This is a genomic window from Campylobacter anatolicus, assembly GCF_018145655.1.
GTDB lineage: Bacteria > Campylobacterota > Campylobacteria > Campylobacterales > Campylobacteraceae > Campylobacter_A > Campylobacter_A anatolicus.
In genome coordinates, this window is sequence record NZ_JAGSSY010000002.1 from 127218 (window position 1) to 144687 (window position 17470).

Annotated in this window: 21 protein-coding genes; 12 read left to right on the top strand and 9 right to left on the bottom strand. The window is 36.2% G+C overall.

The window, feature by feature from the left end; genetic code table 11:
* The first annotated feature begins 72 nt into the window (after positions 1-72).
* From KDE13_RS03790 to KDE13_RS03830, 9 genes are all read left to right on the top strand, one after another.
* Positions 73-753, top strand: coding sequence for a TrmH family RNA methyltransferase (locus KDE13_RS03790; RefSeq protein WP_212142894.1), 681 nt, complete (start codon positions 73-75; stop codon positions 751-753).
* On the top strand, positions 746-1711 hold the full coding sequence (locus tag KDE13_RS03795) for a phosphatidylglycerophosphate synthase (RefSeq protein WP_212142895.1): 966 nt from the start codon (positions 746-748) through the stop codon (positions 1709-1711). The genes KDE13_RS03790 and KDE13_RS03795 overlap by 8 nt, the downstream gene beginning before the upstream one ends.
* Positions 1705-2391, top strand: coding sequence for a hypothetical protein (locus tag KDE13_RS03800; protein WP_212142896.1), 687 nt, complete (start codon positions 1705-1707; stop codon positions 2389-2391). The genes KDE13_RS03795 and KDE13_RS03800 overlap by 7 nt, the downstream gene beginning before the upstream one ends.
* A 9-nt stretch (positions 2392-2400) precedes the next feature.
* Positions 2401-3606: an LL-diaminopimelate aminotransferase gene (locus KDE13_RS03805; protein ID WP_212140663.1), complete on the top strand. Its 1206-nt coding sequence runs from the start codon at positions 2401-2403 to the stop codon at positions 3604-3606.
* Positions 3606-4877 carry a homoserine dehydrogenase gene (locus KDE13_RS03810; protein WP_212140664.1) on the top strand — a complete coding sequence of 424 codons (1272 nt, stop codon included), beginning with the start codon at positions 3606-3608 and terminating at the stop codon, positions 4875-4877. Before KDE13_RS03805 ends, KDE13_RS03810 begins: the two co-directional genes overlap by 1 nt.
* Positions 4878-5219 (top strand): YraN family protein, encoded by a 342-nt coding sequence (locus KDE13_RS03815; protein WP_212140665.1) that lies wholly within the window; start codon positions 4878-4880, stop codon positions 5217-5219.
* An 80-nt stretch (positions 5220-5299) separates the two neighbouring features.
* Positions 5300-5614: a thioredoxin gene (trxA, locus tag KDE13_RS03820; RefSeq protein WP_212140666.1), complete on the top strand. Its 315-nt coding sequence runs from the start codon at positions 5300-5302 to the stop codon at positions 5612-5614.
* A gap of 23 nt (positions 5615-5637) precedes the next feature.
* Positions 5638-6066, top strand: coding sequence for a hypothetical protein (locus KDE13_RS03825; RefSeq protein ID WP_229203832.1), 429 nt, complete (start codon positions 5638-5640; stop codon positions 6064-6066).
* A gap of 10 nt (positions 6067-6076) precedes the next feature.
* On the top strand, positions 6077-7015 hold the full coding sequence (locus KDE13_RS03830) for an NAD(P)/FAD-dependent oxidoreductase (protein WP_212140668.1): 939 nt from the start codon (positions 6077-6079) through the stop codon (positions 7013-7015).
* 605 nt (positions 7016-7620) lie between these two features.
* On the opposite strand, the gene KDE13_RS03835 is transcribed toward KDE13_RS03830, so the two are convergent.
* The 3 genes from KDE13_RS03835 to KDE13_RS03845 all read right to left on the bottom strand — a co-directional run bounded on the left by KDE13_RS03835 (position 7621) and on the right by KDE13_RS03845 (position 9895).
* Entirely contained in the window at positions 7621-8004 is a 384-nt protein-coding gene (locus KDE13_RS03835; RefSeq protein ID WP_212142897.1) for a hypothetical protein, read from the bottom strand.
* Between the two features lie 24 nt (positions 8005-8028).
* Positions 8029-8433, bottom strand: a complete 405-nt coding sequence (locus KDE13_RS03840; RefSeq protein ID WP_212142898.1) for a hypothetical protein — start codon at positions 8431-8433, stop codon at positions 8029-8031.
* Between the two features lie 364 nt (positions 8434-8797).
* A complete protein-coding gene (locus tag KDE13_RS03845) occupies positions 8798-9895 on the bottom strand; it encodes a DNA adenine methylase (protein WP_212143047.1) in 1098 nt (365 codons plus the stop codon).
* A gap of 106 nt (positions 9896-10001) precedes the next feature.
* Here KDE13_RS03845 and dapB point away from each other — a divergent pair, with 106 nt between their 5' ends.
* The 3 genes from dapB to KDE13_RS03860 are packed head-to-tail and all read left to right on the top strand — an operon-like array spanning position 10002 to position 12848.
* Positions 10002-10766, top strand: coding sequence for a 4-hydroxy-tetrahydrodipicolinate reductase (gene dapB, locus KDE13_RS03850; protein ID WP_212140676.1), 765 nt, complete (start codon positions 10002-10004; stop codon positions 10764-10766).
* 55 nt (positions 10767-10821) lie between these two features.
* Entirely contained in the window at positions 10822-12159 is a 1338-nt protein-coding gene (gene purF / locus KDE13_RS03855) for an amidophosphoribosyltransferase (protein ID WP_212142899.1), read from the top strand.
* A complete protein-coding gene (locus tag KDE13_RS03860) occupies positions 12156-12848 on the top strand; it encodes a DUF8095 domain-containing protein (protein ID WP_212142900.1) in 693 nt (230 codons plus the stop codon). The genes purF and KDE13_RS03860 overlap by 4 nt, the downstream gene beginning before the upstream one ends.
* Here KDE13_RS03860 and KDE13_RS03865 read toward each other — a convergent pair.
* The 6 genes from KDE13_RS03865 to KDE13_RS03890 all read right to left on the bottom strand — a co-directional run bounded on the left by KDE13_RS03865 (position 12845) and on the right by KDE13_RS03890 (position 17469).
* Positions 12845-13396 carry a DUF2393 family protein gene (locus KDE13_RS03865; protein WP_212140972.1) on the bottom strand — a complete coding sequence of 184 codons (552 nt, stop codon included), beginning with the start codon at positions 13394-13396 and terminating at the stop codon, positions 12845-12847. The two genes, KDE13_RS03860 and KDE13_RS03865, sit on opposite strands and share 4 nt — an antisense overlap.
* Positions 13396-13926, bottom strand: a complete 531-nt coding sequence (locus tag KDE13_RS03870) for a DUF2393 family protein (protein WP_212140679.1) — start codon at positions 13924-13926, stop codon at positions 13396-13398. Before KDE13_RS03870 ends, KDE13_RS03865 begins: the two co-directional genes overlap by 1 nt.
* The gene (gene hisIE / locus KDE13_RS03875; RefSeq protein ID WP_229203834.1) at positions 13916-14734 is read right to left on the bottom strand and encodes a bifunctional phosphoribosyl-AMP cyclohydrolase/phosphoribosyl-ATP diphosphatase HisIE; all 819 of its coding nucleotides are present in this window, start codon (positions 14732-14734) and stop codon (positions 13916-13918) included. The genes KDE13_RS03870 and hisIE overlap by 11 nt, the downstream gene beginning before the upstream one ends.
* A 2-nt stretch (positions 14735-14736) precedes the next feature.
* The gene (locus tag KDE13_RS03880) at positions 14737-15849 is read right to left on the bottom strand and encodes a prohibitin family protein (protein ID WP_212140680.1); all 1113 of its coding nucleotides are present in this window, start codon (positions 15847-15849) and stop codon (positions 14737-14739) included.
* A gap of 16 nt (positions 15850-15865) precedes the next feature.
* Positions 15866-16780, bottom strand: coding sequence for a branched-chain amino acid transaminase (locus KDE13_RS03885; protein ID WP_212140681.1), 915 nt, complete (start codon positions 16778-16780; stop codon positions 15866-15868).
* Between the two features lie 131 nt (positions 16781-16911).
* Positions 16912-17469: a hypothetical protein gene (locus tag KDE13_RS03890; RefSeq protein ID WP_212142901.1), complete on the bottom strand. Its 558-nt coding sequence runs from the start codon at positions 17467-17469 to the stop codon at positions 16912-16914.
* Position 17470 lies beyond the last annotated feature (1 nt).

Consider the following 17470-nt stretch of genomic DNA (forward strand, 5'->3'; position numbering starts at 1 on the left):
AATATTAATAAATTTTTATATTTTTAATAAAACTTAGCTATTTTTTACTTGAATTTAGCTATCATCACCCTTATGATAATATACTCAAAACAACTATTTTTACATATTTTGGATAAGCATCCTGAGCTTTTAGAAGAGATATATCTCTCAAAAGAGTGCGACAGAAAGCTATTTTCTCGTATCTGTGGTGCCAATAAGCGTATCGTGCGTGTTGATAACCAACGTGCACAGTCTTTAGCTCGTGGCGGCAACCATCAGGGCTTTTTGGCTAAAGTTAGTGAATATAAATTCGCCGATATAACTGAGCTAAAAAAGCTTAGCTTCATCACATTGCTATACGGCATAAGCGATGTTGGCAACATTGGAGCAATAGCAAGGAGTGCTTATGCGCTTGGTTGCGAAGGCTTGATAATAATCGGAAAAAGTGTAAATATGGAAGGTGTGTTGCGAGTTAGTAGCGGTGCGGCGTATGAGATACCTATTACCTTGGTTGAAGACGGATTGAGCCTTATAAATGAGCTAAAACAGATAGGGTTTAAAGTATATGCTACGGCAAGTGGTGGCAAAGATGTTAAGGATATGAAATTTAGTGGCCGCCGTGCGTTAGTGATGGGTTCAGAAGGCGAGGGCATACCACAAAAGGCAATATCAAAGTGCGATGAGTGCATAGGCATAAAGCTAAAAGAAGGCTGGGACTCGCTAAATGTGAGTGCAGCTTTTGCGATAATTTGTAATAGGATGAACGATGAATGAACTTGAAAATTTAAAAGAGATAGGCATAAAGGAGATAGCGAGAAAGACGCATATTGAGCCTGATTATATACATAATATCATAAATAAGGAATTTGAAAAACTTTCACCATTAAAGGCAAATGGGTATATTAAAATTTTACAACGCGAATACAGTATTGATCTTAGCGGATGGCTTGATGAGTATAAGGTATTTTTAAACGAACATAAGCCAAATGAGAGTAAAAAGATAAAGATATGCCCAAAGATACCTGCCTATACATCTGAAGCGACAGGCAAAAGATCAAGTGGGTTGCTTAGTTGGATATTGCTATTGATAGTTGCTGGTATGGCTGAGTATTATTTTGAACTGCATAAATACATTGAAAATTTACCAAATTTCTTTGAAGATGAGAACAGAAGCACAGTGTATTCAAACTCTAGTATAGTAAGCGAGATGAAGGATGCATTAGAGGCAAATATCACAATATCAACACCGCAAATTAGCGTCGTAGATGAGCCTATAATACAAACTCAAAGCCAAGATGATACAAAAGTAGAGACAAACATAAGTAGTGCAAATGCTACGTTACCGACGACAATGGTACAAATTTTAGATCAAAACGCTGGAACACAAAGCTCGGCTTTAGATAGACTAACTGCAAGTATTGTGCCCAAAGATACAAATGCATCAGATGGTGTAGGTATAGCGACGATCATGCCAAAGCAGCGTGTTTGGATCGGTATAATAAATTTAGAAAATGGACAAAAAATATCAAACGATACAACAAAAGAGATAAATATAGATCTTAGCAAAAGGCAGCTTGTTGTGTGTGGAAATGGCTTTATTGAGTTAAAAATCGGTGATAAAATTTCTAAATTTGATCCAAGTAAATCGGCTAGATTTTTAGTCGAAAATGGTGAGATAAAACAGATAAGTTACGATGAGTTTGTTGCACTAAATAAGGGCAAGTCTTGGTAAAATTCCTTACTTTTTTAGCTATTTTTTGTATAAATTTTTATGCAAACGAATTAAATACAAGTGCTGTAAATAACGCAAATATAATCTCACATGAGCTTGGTATAAACAAGATGAGTGTAAAATTTGTAACAAGCGATAGTGTTTCGCCCAAGCTTTTTATAAAAGCTATAGAACACAGCCTAAATAAAATCAGTGTGAGTATAGAAAGCGTAGATGAGTTTATAAATTTAGACGTTATAAGCTATTTAGTCGAAGTAGAAGCACAAAATAGCATAAATGTCGCGATGATACAAAATGCACTTAGTAAAAATGGATTAAACACAACAAATACAAGCTTTCAAAATGGTAGAGTAGTTTTAAACTTAGATGCTAAAAATATCAACATAAAAGGTGACGCAGAAGCGATTGATGGCAAGGTGAGGCTAACACGTTCAAATGTGCCATATCTCCTAAACGTTCGTAATTTTAATAAGGCTCAGATAGTATCTGATGAGCCAAATACTTGGATACCACTTATAAGACTTTATGATAACAATTTTAACAAAGTTGCAAAACTACAAGAATTTAGCATCCATTCAAACTATGATGTAAATCTTAGTGGTGCAAGATATATGCTTTTAGGCGATAATATCAGTATGAATAATATAAAAAATGAGATAGTTGTGAAGTTAATAAAATAGGAGTTTTAAATGTTTGATGAAATTCGTTTTAATACAATTGAGCGTCTACCAAACTATGTATTTGCTGAGGTTAATGCTATAAAGATGGCGGCACGTAGGAATGGAGAGGATATAATAGATTTTTCAATGGGAAACCCAGAGGGACGCACACCGCAACATATCGTGGATAAGCTCTGTGAGAGTGCAAACAAGGACAAGACGCACGGCTACTCAGTTTCAATAGGAATTTATAAGCTCCGACTCGCGATTTGTAACTGGTATAAGCGGATGTATGGTGTAAATTTAGACCCAGAAACCGAAGCGGTCGCTGTAATGGGTAGTAAAGAAGGCTTTGTAAATTTGGCTCGTGCGGTTATAAATCCAGGTGATGTTGCTGTCGTGCCAGACCCTGCATATCCGATCCATACTCAAGCGTTTATAATAGCCGGTGGCAATGTCGCGAAGATGTCGCTTGTTTATAATGATAAATTTGAGCTAGATGAGAATAAATTTTTTGAGAGTTTGTATCACACTATCCACTCAAGCTCACCAAAACCAAAATATGTCGTGGTAAATTTCCCACACAACCCAACAACCGTAACCGTACAAAAGAGCTTTTACGAGCGACTTGTGGCGATGTCGAAGCAGGAGCGTTTTTATATAATCTCAGATATCGCTTATGCCGATCTTAGCTTTGATGGGTATAAGGCACCAAGTATTTTTGAGATAGATGGTGCAAAGGATGTGGCAGTGGAGTGTTATACACTATCAAAGAGTTATAATATGGCTGGTTGGCGTGTGGGCTTTGTGTGCGGTAACAAACGCCTTTGTGCTGCACTTAAAAAGATAAAGTCATGGTTTGATTATGGTATGTTTACGCCTATTCAGGTGGGTGCGACGGTGGCACTTGATGGCGATCAAAGTTGTGTTGATGAGATACGAAGTACATATCAAAAACGCCGCGATGTATTGCTAGAAGCTTTTGATGCGGCTGGATGGAGTATGAATAAGCCAAGTTCTAGCATGTTTGTTTGGGCGAAGCTACCGCCACAAGTAGGTAATATCGGCAGCCTTGAGTTTTCAAAGCAGCTACTGACAAAGGCACAAGTGGCGGTTAGTCCTGGTATTGGATTTGGTGATGGTGGAAACGACTATGTTAGGTTTGCGTTAATAGAAAATGAAAACCGCATAAGACAAGCCGCAAGAAATGTAAAAAAATATCTTAAAGAGTTTTAATGAGAGTAGCAATACTTGGTGTAGGTACGGTCGGTGCACAAGTCGCAAATATTTTAATGAAAAACAAAAAGCTCATTTTGGCACGAAGTGGTGATGAGATCGTTCCTGTAGTTGGAGTGGTTAAAAATTTAAACAAAAAGCGTGATACTATAATAGAGCTAACAGATGATATAGACGCTGTTATCGCACGTGATGATATAGATGTTTATGTGGAGCTTATGGGTGGCGTTGATGAGCCATACCGCGTTGTGAGTGAAATTTTAAAACGTAAAAAAGCAGTCGTAACGGCAAATAAAGCCCTTTTAGCCTATCACCGCTTTAAACTTCAAAGCCTTGCAGGAGATACACCATTTGGTTACGAGGCAAGTGTAGCAGGTGGGATTCCCATCATTAAGTCTTTGCGAGAGGGTCTAAGTGCAAATCACGTACTGGGTATGACTGGCATAGTAAATGGAACAAGCAACTATATACTTACATCTATGATGAATGGCGGTGCTAGTTTTGAAGACGCACTAAAAAAGGCTCAAGAGCTAGGATATGCTGAGGCCGATCCGACATTTGATATAGGTGGATTTGACGCGGCTCATAAGCTTTTGATCTTAGCTAGTATCGCTTATGGAGCACATGGTTATCCAGAAGATATATTGATAGAGGGTATTGAGGGCATTACAAAAGAGGATATATTTTTCGCAAATGACTTTGAATATGTCATAAAATTACTCGCAATAGCAAAGCGTGTGGGCGATAGAGTTGAGCTTCGCGTTCATCCTGCACTTGTTCCAAAGGATAAAATGATAGCTAAAGTTGATGGCGTGATGAATGCTGTTAGCGTTGTAGGCGATGCGGTTGGAGAGACGATGTATTACGGTGCTGGGGCTGGTGGAGCAGCTACTGCAAGTGCTGTTATAAGCGATCTTATAGACATAGCTCGTGGGATAAAATCGCCTATGTTAGGATATAAAGCACCGCTTGAACTAGTGTCTTTAAAACTTTTAGAGCAGAAAAATATCCGCACGAAATATTATTTTAGGCTTAAAGTTGATGATAAAAAGGGCGTTTTGGCACGTATTACAAATTTAATGAGTGAGAACAATCTCTCGATAGATAGTTTCTTACAAAAACCAAACGCAAAGAGCGATGAGAGTGGACTTGCTACGCTATTTTTTACGACTCACACTAGTCTTGAAAGTGATGTAAAACGTGTGATGAAGTTGTTAAGCGAACAGAAGTTTATCAAAGAGATGCCATTTATGATAAGGATAGAAGAGTAGGTGGGATTAGGGCAGTATCTGTTTGGCCTATCTAGCGAAGATAGAGCAGAGACTTATTTAAAAGAGCTTAAATTTGAGATAATTGCTAGGCGGTTTTGCTCTAAATTTGGTGAGATAGACATTATAGCAAAGGGTAAAAATCAAATTTTACACTTCATAGAGGTTAAGGCGACTAGTGGCGAGTATGAGGTGGAGTATCGGCTAACGCCGTCAAAATATGTAAAAATTTTAAAAGCAGTTGATTATTATCTTATGAAAAATGGCTTAGATAGTGACTTTCAGATAGATCTGCTCGTAATAAAAAAAGAAAAAATAGAACTGATAGAAAATATTAGTTTATAAAAATTATTATTTATATTAAATTTAAACGGAATTTAATAAATTTTATTATAATTACCCAATCTAAAAAATAAGGAGAAAAAATGGGAAAATACATAGAGCTTACAACAGCTAATTTTGATGTAGTTAAAGAGGGCATTGCATTGGTTGATTTTTGGGCACCTTGGTGCGGACCATGCAGGATGTTAGCACCTGTTATAGAAGAGCTTGCTGAGGATTTTGATGGCAAAGCTAAAATTTGTAAAGTAAATACAGATGAGGTTCAAGACCTTGCGGTTGAGTTTGGCATACGCTCAATACCAACTATACTATTTTTCAAAGATGGTGAAGTGGTAGAGCAGATGGTCGGAGCTCAGTCAAAACAAGCCTTAACAGATAAGCTAAATTCACTTCTTTAATGGCAAAAACTGATAGGAGGAGCTTGCTCCCCCTTACATATATATTTGGTTCGTTTTTTGGTGCGGCAATGATAGCCATAGCCTTTGCTTACAATGATTATAGATTTTCAAAATTTAAATTTATAGATTTTTCACAGATGATTTTTTATGAAAAAAGTAAGATATTTACGCCAAATCAAGACAAATATCTGCTTGTGGTATTTAGCTCAAATCAATTAGGATTAGATAAAATTTTAAAAGAGCAAAAGAGAGATCTACCGATAGTTGCGGTGGATATATTTCAAAAAAGAGAGGAGTCAAACGCGACTTTAAGTTATGTTAGCTCCGATATTAACACGATTTTAAAGCTCATTCGCACTTTAAACATCACAAATGTTCCAAGTAGTGTTGAGATTATAAGACAAAACGGACAAATTTATAAACAATATTCGCAAATAAAAATAATAGAATAAAGGATAAAATATGTTAGATTTAGCAATCATCGGAGGTGGTCCAGCTGGGCTAAGTGCTGGACTTTACGCAACACGTGGCGGACTTAAAAATGTAGTTATGTTTGAAAAAGGTGAGCCAGGCGGTCAGATTACAAGTAGCTCTGAGATAGAGAACTACCCAGGGCAGAAAAAGCCTGGTGAGAGTGGATATGATTTTATGAGTACATGGTGGGAGCAGTGTAGTCACTTTGGCTTAGTGCATAAATGGGCGAATGTCGTCAGAGTGCGTCAAAATTCTGACAAGAGCTTTGAAATTTTACTTGACGGTGGCAAAAGCGAACAGGCAAAAGCGGTCATCATAGCAACTGGTTCAACTCCACGTAGAGCTGGGTTTAAAGGCGAAGATGAGTTTTTTGGGCGTGGGGTTAGCACGTGTGCTACTTGCGATGGGTTCTTTTATAAAAACAAAGAGGTTGCAGTCCTTGGCGGTGGTGATACTGCAATAGAAGAGGCGATATATCTTGCAAATATCTGCTCAAAAGTCTATGTCATACATAGGCGTGAGGGTTTTCGTGCGGCACCAACTACGCTAGAAAAAGCTCGTAAAAATAACAAAATCGAATTTATCACAAGTGCGACTATAAATGAGGCGTATGGCGATAAGGCTGGTCTTGTAGGACTTATACTAGATACAAAAGATGGCCAACGCGATCTAAAAGTGCCTGGGATATTCACTTTTGTTGGTCTAAATGTCAATAATGAAATTTTAAAAGATGAAAACGGCAAATTTATCTGCGATATGGCAGATGGTGGTCAGATGGATGTAAATTTAAAGATGCAAACAAGTATAGCTGGACTATTTGGTGCTGGCGATATACGCAAAGACGCCCCAAAACAAGTCGTAGTTGCTGCTGGTGATGGTGCTGTGGCGGCTCTTAGTGCGATGAGCTATATAGAGAGTTTACACTAAAATTATATTAGTCTATTTTTATTAAAACATAGAGATAGACTAATTTATTATTTTTAGTATAATAGTCTTAGTTTGATTATAAAAGTTGTTGTGTGTTTAATGACGATATTGTGGGCTTATTTCCACAAAAAAACATTGCATTATATGTTTTTTGTGGCTGAGTATTAGTTAAGTAAAAATACAAAATATAAAATATTTATTACTAAATTTTTAATTTAATAATTATGAAAAATTATAAAGTCATATTAATTGTTTAGCCTATTCTTAGTTTGCATAAGGTAAAGCCGGGCAAGTCAGCTCCTTGCTATTTGATTAGGATTTTAGCCTTCCTTTTTTACTAAGCTTTTATTATGCGAACTAACACTTTAATAGGTTCTTTGTTTTAATTCTATGGGAAATGGCTTTATTTAACTTAGAAAAAACTAATTGCAATAATAAATTAAGTATGCTAATTTCTTATGCACCTTGCGAGCATTGTGCTTCTTTGATAATCTTTTTTAAAAGAGTATCTAAGGTATTTTACTTAGATACTCTTACTAGTTCAAACGGTTTAAAACTGTTAGCTAATGCAGGTATAAAGTGCATTAAATTAGATGAAGATAGATTTAAAAATTACAATCTTTTTTAGTTACACTAAATTGAAATCTTTCAGTAAGACTTTTATTTATATATGTGCTAATCATCTTACCTGTACCTACTTTTGATAACCAAACCTTTGTCTCTGGAAATGAACACATAGCACGTTTTACCTTAGGTTTATCTAATTTTTCAATTTTTTTAAAAAGCTCATCAGAAGTAACGTAAATAAACTCTATAGCGTTGTTTACACACGAAATACCTATACCCGTAGTATAATCATCTACTTTTACAGGAGATTTGGAATTCATTTCTTCAATAAATTTCTTTATTTCAGGATAATTACAGGCATCATACCCATAAGATTGCACGTAGGCAGATAAAAGTGTTAAAATTACTAAGAATTTTTTCATTGTATTCCTTTTAATTATTGGTGTTTAAAAACCAGGTATAAGTTTTTTACATTCATCGTATGTTACACTATCTCTGTATCTTTCAATAAAATCTTCATCCAGAAATCTATCAGTAAGTTTACCTACAGATGATAACAAATTTTTTTCAGCCAGATTCATCGTTAAACACGAAGTATCTTCACCACTTAAGTTATCCCGGATTTTAAGAAATTCAAGAAACTCTTTAGAAGCAATATAGGTTCTTTCATAATTACTATTTACACACGAAGCAAGGACAAAAGAAAAATATCCATCCAACTTTACAGAAGCTTCAGAGTTAGCTATTTTTAGTTCTTTTCTAATTGCAGGATTATCACAAGTATTTTTATAACGAGTATCAGCAAAAGAGCACATAGATAAAAGCACTAAGATTGTCATAAATTTTTTCATTATGTATCCTTTAAAATGGTTTATAAAAATATATCTAATTTAACATTTTAATCACTTTTATAAATTTACTAATTTTTAATAAAATTTAAACTTAAAAGGAGTGTAAATGAACTTACAAGAGACACTCAATATAATCAATAAGTATCTAAAAATTTCAAAAGACTCTAAATGCTTAAATTTTTTGAGAAAATTTAGCCAAATTTATCCCATGTATTACCCTTATCTTGTTTTCGTTTCAAGCTCTCTTGTTAAATTTTCACATTTTACTTAAGTGCTTTAAACTACTTTGGGTTACGTATTTTCATTGCTTATTATCGCTTACTGGATATCCTAGAAAATATAAGTTTTAAGAGATTTTTAGCTATTAAATTTTTGGCTTTTTAAGCACATAAAGTAGCTCTTTGACGTGCAGATTACGATTTTTAAGATTGCGACTACCACGAAAAACGTTGTATTTTTGCTCTAGTTTTTGAGTTTTGCCAAATTTGGATAAATTTTTCGCAAAACTCTCTTGTGAGATGAAACCTTCTGAGTTAAATGAGATGATTATAATACGAGCTTTTAAATTTGATATAAGTTCAAAAAATGCCTCCTGTGCGTTTGCTCTTTGATTATATATGGACTTATTCCAGCCCTTTTGTATGCCAGAAATTCGTGAGATCTCAGTTGGCTCAATATTTGAAGCTATTAAATTTAACATAAAGTAGTTTGAGCCGTAAGGGTGCTGGTTATAAGGTGGATCAAGGTAACAAACATCAACTACATCTAGCTCCTTTGCAAGGGTGTTTGCATCTTTTTGCTCTACGTAAAATGGCACATTAAAGTTTGAAAATATCGGCTTGATGAGCTTTATATCTTTAGTTATGCGTTTTAAGGCATTTTGACCTTCTCCACCAAATTGCCCTATGCCTTGGCGGTTTTTATAAAATCCTTTAAATATCCCACTCGTGTTTGAATGCACACTAGCTAGATAAAGTAGCGGTGCTATGAAAAATTTCTGTATATCAAGCTCAAGCTCATCTATCAAATTTCTTGCTGTATCAATGTAGGTTGCGTTACGGTGGGTGTAGAAGACTCGATCATCTTTTGTGATATTGCTTTCATCTTTTGGTGCGTAAAGGCGAGTAATGAAGCCATCTTTTAAATTTAGCTCTATTTTTTCAGCTAGAGTGATAAAATTATCATCTATCTTGCTTAAAAGTTCGTTATTTGGGTTGCTTAGGTAGCACTCGTTTGTGATTTTAGAGTATAACTCAAGGTCGTTTGCGACTAAAAAATTTGCATGTTGTTTGAGATATCTTGCTACCACACCAGAACCTGAAAAAAGATCAACACAGCTTAGTTTATCCTTTTTTAGCTCATCTTTTGCATATTTTATGCCTTGTGCGATAAAATTTAAAAGTGAGCGTTTGTTGCCAAGATAAGTTAAAATTTGCTCTTTTAAAAAGGGTTGATTTTCCACTAAATTTCCAAATTTTTTGCTTATTATAGCTTTATTGGCTTTCAAATGCAAACGGCTTTTTATGAAAAATATGCTAAATTTAGCTAAAAATTTGTAAAGGATGAAAATGATAAGAGTTGGTTTGCATGGGGCTAGTGGCAAGATGGGGCAGATGATAGCTAAATGTTTAAAAGATAGCAAAGATGCAGTTTTAAGTGTAGCTTATACTATTGAGCCATTAGGATATGAGCTAAAGGGTGTAATAGTTACGAGCGAGTTAAGCGATCTTTTTGATAACTGTGATGTTGTGATAGATTTTACGATAAAACAAGGAGCTATAAATTTAATCAACTACGCACGAACTAATCCAAAACCACTAGTTATCGGCACAACAGGGCTAGGAGAGGAGGGGCTAAGCCTGATAAACTCAGCTGCAAACACTATGCCGATACTATATGCTACAAATATGAGTCTAGGTGTCGCTGTGCTAAACCGTCTAGCGGCTCTAGCCTCAAAGGCTCTGCGTGAGTTTGACATAGAAATAGTTGAACAACACCATAGACACAAAAAGGATGCTCCAAGTGGTACGGCTCTGACACTAGCTCAGCACGTCGCAAAGGCTCGTGAGCTAAATTTAAAAGATGTAATTGTAACTAGCAGAGATGGACTAGTAGGTGAGCGAAGCCGTGACGAGATAGCTGTCTTTGCGGTGCGTGGCGGAGACGTGGTTGGTAGACACACGATAGGCTTTTACAATGACGGCGAGTTTATAGAGCTAAATCATACTGCTACAAGTAGGGCGACATTTGCCAAAGGTGCGATAAAAGCGGCGGTGTGGGTAAGTAAGCAACAGAGCGGACTTTACGGTATTGATGATTGTTTGGGGCTTTAAATTTAGTAAATTTGAGCTAAAATCTACAAGTAATAAATTTAAAAAGGCGATATAAATGTGTGCGATAGTAGGAGTGATAAACTCAAAAGATGCAGCTAAAACTGCGTATTATGCGTTGTTTGCAATGCAACATAGGGGACAGGAGTCAAGTGGCATCAGTGCAAATGACAAGGGCGAAATACGAACGATAAAAAACCGTGGACTTGTAACAGAGGTCTTTAGTAAGGATAGTTTTGAGACATTAAAAGGCGATATGGCGATAGGTCATAACCGCTACTCAACCGCTGGTAGCGACTCTATCCTAGACGCACAGCCTATATTTGCTAACTACGCACTAGGCTCTATCTCGCTCGTGCATAATGGAAATTTAATAAATAAAGATGAGGTGCGTGAAGAGCTTATTAAAAATGGTGCGATATTTCAATCAAATATGGATACTGAAAATATCATTCACTTAATCGCACAAAATCATAGCGAACACTTACAAGATCGTATAGTATATGCACTTAGCAAGATAGTTGGGGCGTATTGTCTTATCATTCAGTCTCGCCATAAAGTCTTTGTGATACGCGATAAATTTGGAGTGCGTCCACTCTCACTTGGACGACTTAAAGACGGCGGATATATCGTAGCGAGTGAGACTTGTGCGTTTGATCTAGTCGGTGCTGAGTTTATCCGTGAGGTAAGACCTGGTGAGATGATGGTGTTTGAACATAACAAAGATGAGTTTGATAGTATTCAACTCTTTGAGCCTGATAGTAGGATTTGTGCATTCGAGTATATTTACTTTGCACGTCCTGATAGCGTGATAGACGATAAAAACGTTTATGAGATACGTAAAAAGATGGGCGCTGCCCTTGCTCGTCAAAGTAAAGTAGATGCGGACTTTGTCATACCTGTGCCAGATAGTGGTGTGCCAGCTGCTTTGGGATATGCTCAACAAAGCGGACTGCCGTTTGAAGCGGCTATCGTGCGTAACCACTATGTGGGGCGGACGTTTATCGAGCCGACACAGGAGATGAGAAATTTAAAGGTCAAACTAAAGCTAAATCCTATGAGTAGTGTTTTAAATGGTAAAAGCATAGTTGTTGTAGATGATAGTATAGTGCGTGGAACAACTAGTAAAAGGATAGTGGAGTTACTTCGCCATGCTGGAGCTAAGAAGATCCATTTTCGTGTGGCGTGTCCTGAGCTTAAATTTCCTGAGCGTTATGGCATAGATACGCCAAGCTTTACTGAACTAATCAGTGCAAATATGAGTAAAGATGACGTGTGTCGCTATATCGGTGCTGATAGCTTGGAGTTTTTAGGAATTGAAGAGTTAGTAAAAAGTATAGGCGATGAGCGTAAATACTCGCTTGTTAGCTTTGATGGAGATTATTTTATTAAGTGAGATTTTTAAAAAATTTATTTATCACTTTGATAGTGGCGTTTGTCTTTTTAGGCTGTGCGGCTAAAACTCAGCATAAAAAAGAGTATGAGATAACTTGGACCGCTTTTGTTGATAATGACGGCATAAAACGTGAAGTGGGGTTTATTGAGAGATTAAATTTAATAGATAACAAAAACATGGCTAGTAACGGTGTAGCATTGGTACGAGAGATAGGAGCGTTTGCTAACACTAAACTTGGCGATATGTATAATATTGCTAAAAATAGAGCAAATATCATTATAAATTTAGATACGAATGTGAGCGTTAATCCAAACTCAAAAGCTGATGTAGCCGCATTAAAAACGACTAAAGCCATTAAATTTTATGAGTTTGGCGGAGGAATTGTAGAGAGCGTATTGTATAGTTCAGACAGTAGCGTGTGTGCTGAGTTGCTAAGCGGTAAGTTTATAAACTCACTAAGTATTACGAATTATTATAAGAGAAATGATGGATATTTTACAAATTTAATACAGACAAAGATGAGCAAAAAGGGTGCAAAGATCAGCAAATTTGAGTTAAGCTACGATATGCGAGATAGCGATATGCTACAAAAAGTAAAAGAGTTTGCAAAAAGTAAAAGAGCTAAAATGCTCTTTGATAATGATATAAAAAAGCAAGGTCGCCTTTTAGCAGTGCTTTGTAGTCTTTAATGGCAGTATAGCTTTGTGATATTCATACCTTTTTTAAAGTATGGCGGATATGGCATATTGACACTAAAATTTATACTTTTGTTACGTGGCAAGTCTCTTACGATTATAAATTTTTGCTCAACTGTATTTGGTCTAGCATTCGCGTCATCTTTTTTAAACCATGAGAAAAAACTCATACCGCTTGGTTTAAAAAACGATTCGCCGTCCATATTATCCTTGCCTAACACTTGATTGACTAATTTAACTTCTAAGGTGCATTGACTTATCATAAATTTACCTACATTTCGGACATTTCCACGAAATGTAATGCTTTCGTTTCTTAGTATTCGCTCACTTGTTACATTTTCTAAAACACCTTTTTTTGTGTATTTATCAAGCACCAACATCAAAAAAATGCAAAGCGTTGTAGAAACTAAGATGTTTGTCAAAAGAAGTGATAAAAATAGTTTTTTTTCGGCTTTAAGTGATAATATAAAAAATAGTATTGATAGTAGTACAATTATAAAAATAACGATAATATGGACGATAGTAAAGTAGTTTGCACTCATCAAAAACACTCCGCTTTTTTAGTTATATTATAATCAATAAAGGCAAAATCATCAACAAATTCTTTGACCTGTATTGTTTGGCTTGGTTTAAAAACTTCATCTAGTATAATCGTCTTTTTCGCAAAAGGGTTAAGCGAGTTAATAAAATTTCTATTTTTATTTGCCGATCCTAGATAAAATCCAAGGTATATTTTGCATATATTTAATGTTTTATGCGATTTATTTGTTATGTTAAAATCTATAAGTAAAGAATTTGAATATTTTAGTTGTTTTTTGTAAATTTTACTTATACTAACAGGTCTTAATTGCTCGTTTAGCTCCAAATTTACATAATAAATTCCTATAAAAAATGCTATAACTGAGAACAAAATGAGCAAAAACCCAAATTGCCACCAAGTTTTTGATGCTAAAAATACACTAACAAATATTAAAAATATAAGAGCTAGCAACACCCAACTATATGCTAAAAAATCTATAGCTTGAGCATTTGCAAGGGCAAAAAGTATGCTCTGTCTTATATTATCTATCATTTCTTGAGTTTTTTTCTTCGATGCCGCTTATACCCATTCGCTTTGCAAGTTCACTTTTGATACGTTCTGGATGGATATTATGTGAAGCAAGTGCAATTAGAACGTGAAAGCATAGATCAGCTGCTTCATATATCACATCGTTTTTGCTCTTTTCGTCCATATCAACTGCATTTGAGCTTGAGTCAAACAACTCATCTAAATTTGTAGAAATAGGAATTTGCATTTTATCTTCAAAATGAGATGCGTCTTTACATGCCATTACAAATTCGGTTGCCTCTTCTCCAATTTTTTTGAGTATAGCGTTTTCACCCTTTTTAAACAGACTTGCAACATATGAGCTTTGCGGATCTGCGTTTAGTTTGCGATCTAGTATAACATGGTAAATTTCATCAATGATATTATAAATTTGACGGTTTTTGTTAGTAATTGAGTTTAAATTTTCATCTTTTTTATCACTTTTAAAACTCTCATCATTGTTTAAATTTACCTGCCTAAAAAAGCAACTTTTTTCACCAGTATGACACGCTATACCGCCATTTTGTGTTATTTTTATTAATAGCGTGTCATTGTCACAGTCTAAAAATATCTCATTTATCTTTTGAGTGTTGCCACTCTCTTCGCCCTTTTTCCAGATACGATTTTTAGTACGTGAAAAGTAGTGAGCATAGCCAGTTTGTAGGCTTAGCTCTAATGCCTCTTTGTCCATAAAAGCAAACATCAAAACTTCGTTTGTATTGCTTTCTTGAACTACAACAGGCACCATACCGCCTACCTTTTGCCAGTCTATACTCATACCTTTTACGCTCATTTTTATCTCTCTATAGCACTTTGTTTAGCTTTATCTTTTGTATCTATCCAGATATTTGGCACAGCACCGCCAGGCGTTAGGAAAATTTTAGCGTCATTATTTTCACGCAATGCATCATTAAATTTACCCTGTGTCTCTATCTGTTTTAAATTTAAAAGATTGCTATCAAGACTCTTTGCGACCTCTTTGTTCGCATATGCCTGAGCGTCAGCCTCTATCTTCGCAGCATCTGCTCGCCCCTGTGCCTCGATGATAGCAGCCTTTGCTGTTCCCTCTGCAAGAGCAGCCTTTTTAAGTGCTTCTTGGTTTGCTCGTTCAACTTCGTATTTCGTTCGCTCTGCCTCTTGTTTTGCGATCTGGACACGCTCTATCTGCTCCTTAACCTTTTCAGGTAAGATGATCTCACGTAGCTGCACGGTAAGTAGCTCAACCGGCTTATTTGGCTGAGAGTCGATATCTTTACGTATGCCATCATCTATGGCTGTAGCTATCTCGTTACGCTTGGTTGGAAGCTCTTCTGCCGTATATTTACCAGCGATACTTCGCACAACATCACGCACAACTGGATCGACTATTTTATTCTCCCAGCTAAGCCCCCAAGATGCGATAGTTTGCGGTGCATTTTCAGGATTTAAGCGGTATTGCACGGTTATATCAATGCTAACTGGCAAGTTTCTAGCATCCAAAACTGATATTGAGTTTTTACGGATGATGCCAGCGTTTGTTATGTGAGATGCATTCCTTTGTTCACCCATATCCTCGCCAGATGTGTAATTTATTAGACGTACACGAGTATCTACGACGATAACTTTTTGTATAAATGGTATAAAGAAGTGAAACCCCGGTTGCATAGGGTTTGGCTCATATTTACCGGCAGTTGATTTGATACCAACTTCGCCTGAGTTTATTATAACAAACGGTTGAGTTATCGCTAGTATTGCAACGATTGCTATAATGACGTAAACAAGCGATCCAAATTTTCCAAAGCCATCAGGTAGCTTTGGTGCTTTAAAGTCCATCTTTGGTCTACTGTTATCGTTACCACCACTATTTGAATCGTTATTGTTTGATCTGTTGTTTCGCTTATTGAAATAATCGTTTAAATCAGCTGGCATTAATTTCCTTTTAAATTTAAATATAAGTTAGCATTGAGGCATATTTTGGATTGCGTCCATAAACTACGTCAAAATATGCTTTTTGTAGACGTTTTGTTACTTCTCCGCACACACCAGTGCCAATGATACGAGCGTCTATATTTGTTATAGGCGTTACCTCGGCTGCCGTGCCAGTGAAAAATGCCTCATCAGCTGTGTAGGCTTGATCACGTGTGATACGTTCACGGCGAACTTCTATATCAAGATCATAAGCTAGTTTTATAACTGTGTCTTGCGTTATAGATACTAGTGCATTATCACTTGGAGGCGTGATAAGAGCACCATCTTGCACGATAAAAAAGCACTCGCCAGGACCTTCTGCTATAAAACCCTCTTCATCTAAAAGCAACGCTTCATCATATCCTGCCTCTTGTGCTTCGAAATTTGCCATTTGTGAATTTAGATAGTTTGAACTCGCTTTTGCTTTGCCCATTTGAGCCTTTACAGGGCTTCGTGTAAAGCTTGAAATTTTTACTTTTATGCCTTTATCAAGTCCATCTTCACCTAGGTATGCACCCCACTCCCATGCCGCGATTGCTGTATTTATAGGAGCTTTTATGTGCGATACACCCATAACACCATAACCTACATAGATGATAGGGCGAATATAGACGATATTTTTAAATTTATTTGCACGTAGTAGTTCTATTTGAGCTTTTTCTAATTCTTCTTGTGTATATTTGACGTTTAAGACAGTCATTTTGGCTGATTTTAATAACCTCTTGGTATGATCAGCCAGTCTAAATATTGCCAAACCTTTGTCGGTCGGATACGCTCTAGTACCTTCAAATACGGCATTTGCGTAGTGAAGCGAGTGAGTTAAAATATGAATCTTAGCATCTTCCCATTTTACTAACTTCCCATCCATCCAGATAAAATCTGCTGCATTCATAGCTATTCCTTTGATTTAAAATTTGTAGAGTGTAGCAAAAAAATGTTTAAAATTTAATTCGTTGTAAGTTTTTTGTAAATTTACGCCCCTAAAGAGTGTAAAAATAGAAAATTTTAAGGGCGTAATTTTAGCTATTCAGTCGGAGCTTTACTTTGTAAGAATCTCACGACCTCTTCAAACTCATCTGGCGTAAGGGCTGAGTTACCTATCATTGTCTCAACCACACTAGGCCAGACATTGACGTTAAACTCATCATATCCATGTAGGGCATGACAGCCACCACAACGGTTTTTAAACAAATCTTCGCCACGAGCGTAAATTTCATCTATATTTGGCGTTAGAGCGTCCTTTTTGACAAAGCCTTTGATGCTAACTATTTGCCACTCATTGTCGTATTCATCAATAACTTTTTTGACTAGTTTTAGTGATTTTTCACTATTTGCTTGCAAGTCTTGTTCTAAAATACCAAGCCTTGCGTAACTTATCGTACTACCTTCTGGTACAAAGCCTTGATACTCTATCTGAGCGTATTCGCCTTTTAAGCTTAGCTCTTTTACCTTTGCACCTATGTGAAGTGTAGCGATCTCTTTTCCGCCGATCTTATCTAGCATAGGGGCGATCGCCCCTACATAAATGTCTGCTGCAAAAAGTGTTGAGCTTAAAATCGCTAAAGCTAAAAATTTTCTCATT

Bases quoted from the DNA above. Each gene is read 5' to 3' on its own strand.
- KDE13_RS03880 (WP_212140680.1), bottom strand. From the start codon at position 15,849: ATGCCAGCTGATTTAAACGATTATTTCAATAAGCGAAACAACAGATCA.
- purF (WP_212142899.1), top strand. From the start codon at position 10,822: ATGTGTGCGATAGTAGGAGTGATAAACTCAAAAGATGCAGCTAAAACT.
- KDE13_RS03830 (WP_212140668.1), top strand. From the start codon at position 6,077: ATGTTAGATTTAGCAATCATCGGAGGTGGTCCAGCTGGGCTAAGTGCT.
- KDE13_RS03865 (WP_212140972.1), bottom strand. From the start codon at position 13,396: ATGAGTGCAAACTACTTTACTATCGTCCATATTATCGTTATTTTTATA.
- hisIE (WP_229203834.1), bottom strand. From the start codon at position 14,734: ATGAGCGTAAAAGGTATGAGTATAGACTGGCAAAAGGTAGGCGGTATG.
- trxA (WP_212140666.1), top strand. From the start codon at position 5,300: ATGGGAAAATACATAGAGCTTACAACAGCTAATTTTGATGTAGTTAAA.
- KDE13_RS03790 (WP_212142894.1), top strand. From the start codon at position 73: ATGATAATATACTCAAAACAACTATTTTTACATATTTTGGATAAGCAT.
- KDE13_RS03890 (WP_212142901.1), bottom strand. From the start codon at position 17,469: ATGAGAAAATTTTTAGCTTTAGCGATTTTAAGCTCAACACTTTTTGCA.
- dapB (WP_212140676.1), top strand. From the start codon at position 10,002: ATGATAAGAGTTGGTTTGCATGGGGCTAGTGGCAAGATGGGGCAGATG.
- KDE13_RS03885 (WP_212140681.1), bottom strand. From the start codon at position 16,780: ATGAATGCAGCAGATTTTATCTGGATGGATGGGAAGTTAGTAAAATGG.
- KDE13_RS03810 (WP_212140664.1), top strand. From the start codon at position 3,606: ATGAGAGTAGCAATACTTGGTGTAGGTACGGTCGGTGCACAAGTCGCA.
- KDE13_RS03870 (WP_212140679.1), bottom strand. From the start codon at position 13,926: ATGATAGATAATATAAGACAGAGCATACTTTTTGCCCTTGCAAATGCT.
- KDE13_RS03835 (WP_212142897.1), bottom strand. From the start codon at position 8,004: ATGAAAAAATTCTTAGTAATTTTAACACTTTTATCTGCCTACGTGCAA.
- KDE13_RS03840 (WP_212142898.1), bottom strand. From the start codon at position 8,433: ATGAAAAAATTTATGACAATCTTAGTGCTTTTATCTATGTGCTCTTTT.
- KDE13_RS03805 (WP_212140663.1), top strand. From the start codon at position 2,401: ATGTTTGATGAAATTCGTTTTAATACAATTGAGCGTCTACCAAACTAT.
- KDE13_RS03795 (WP_212142895.1), top strand. From the start codon at position 746: ATGAATGAACTTGAAAATTTAAAAGAGATAGGCATAAAGGAGATAGCG.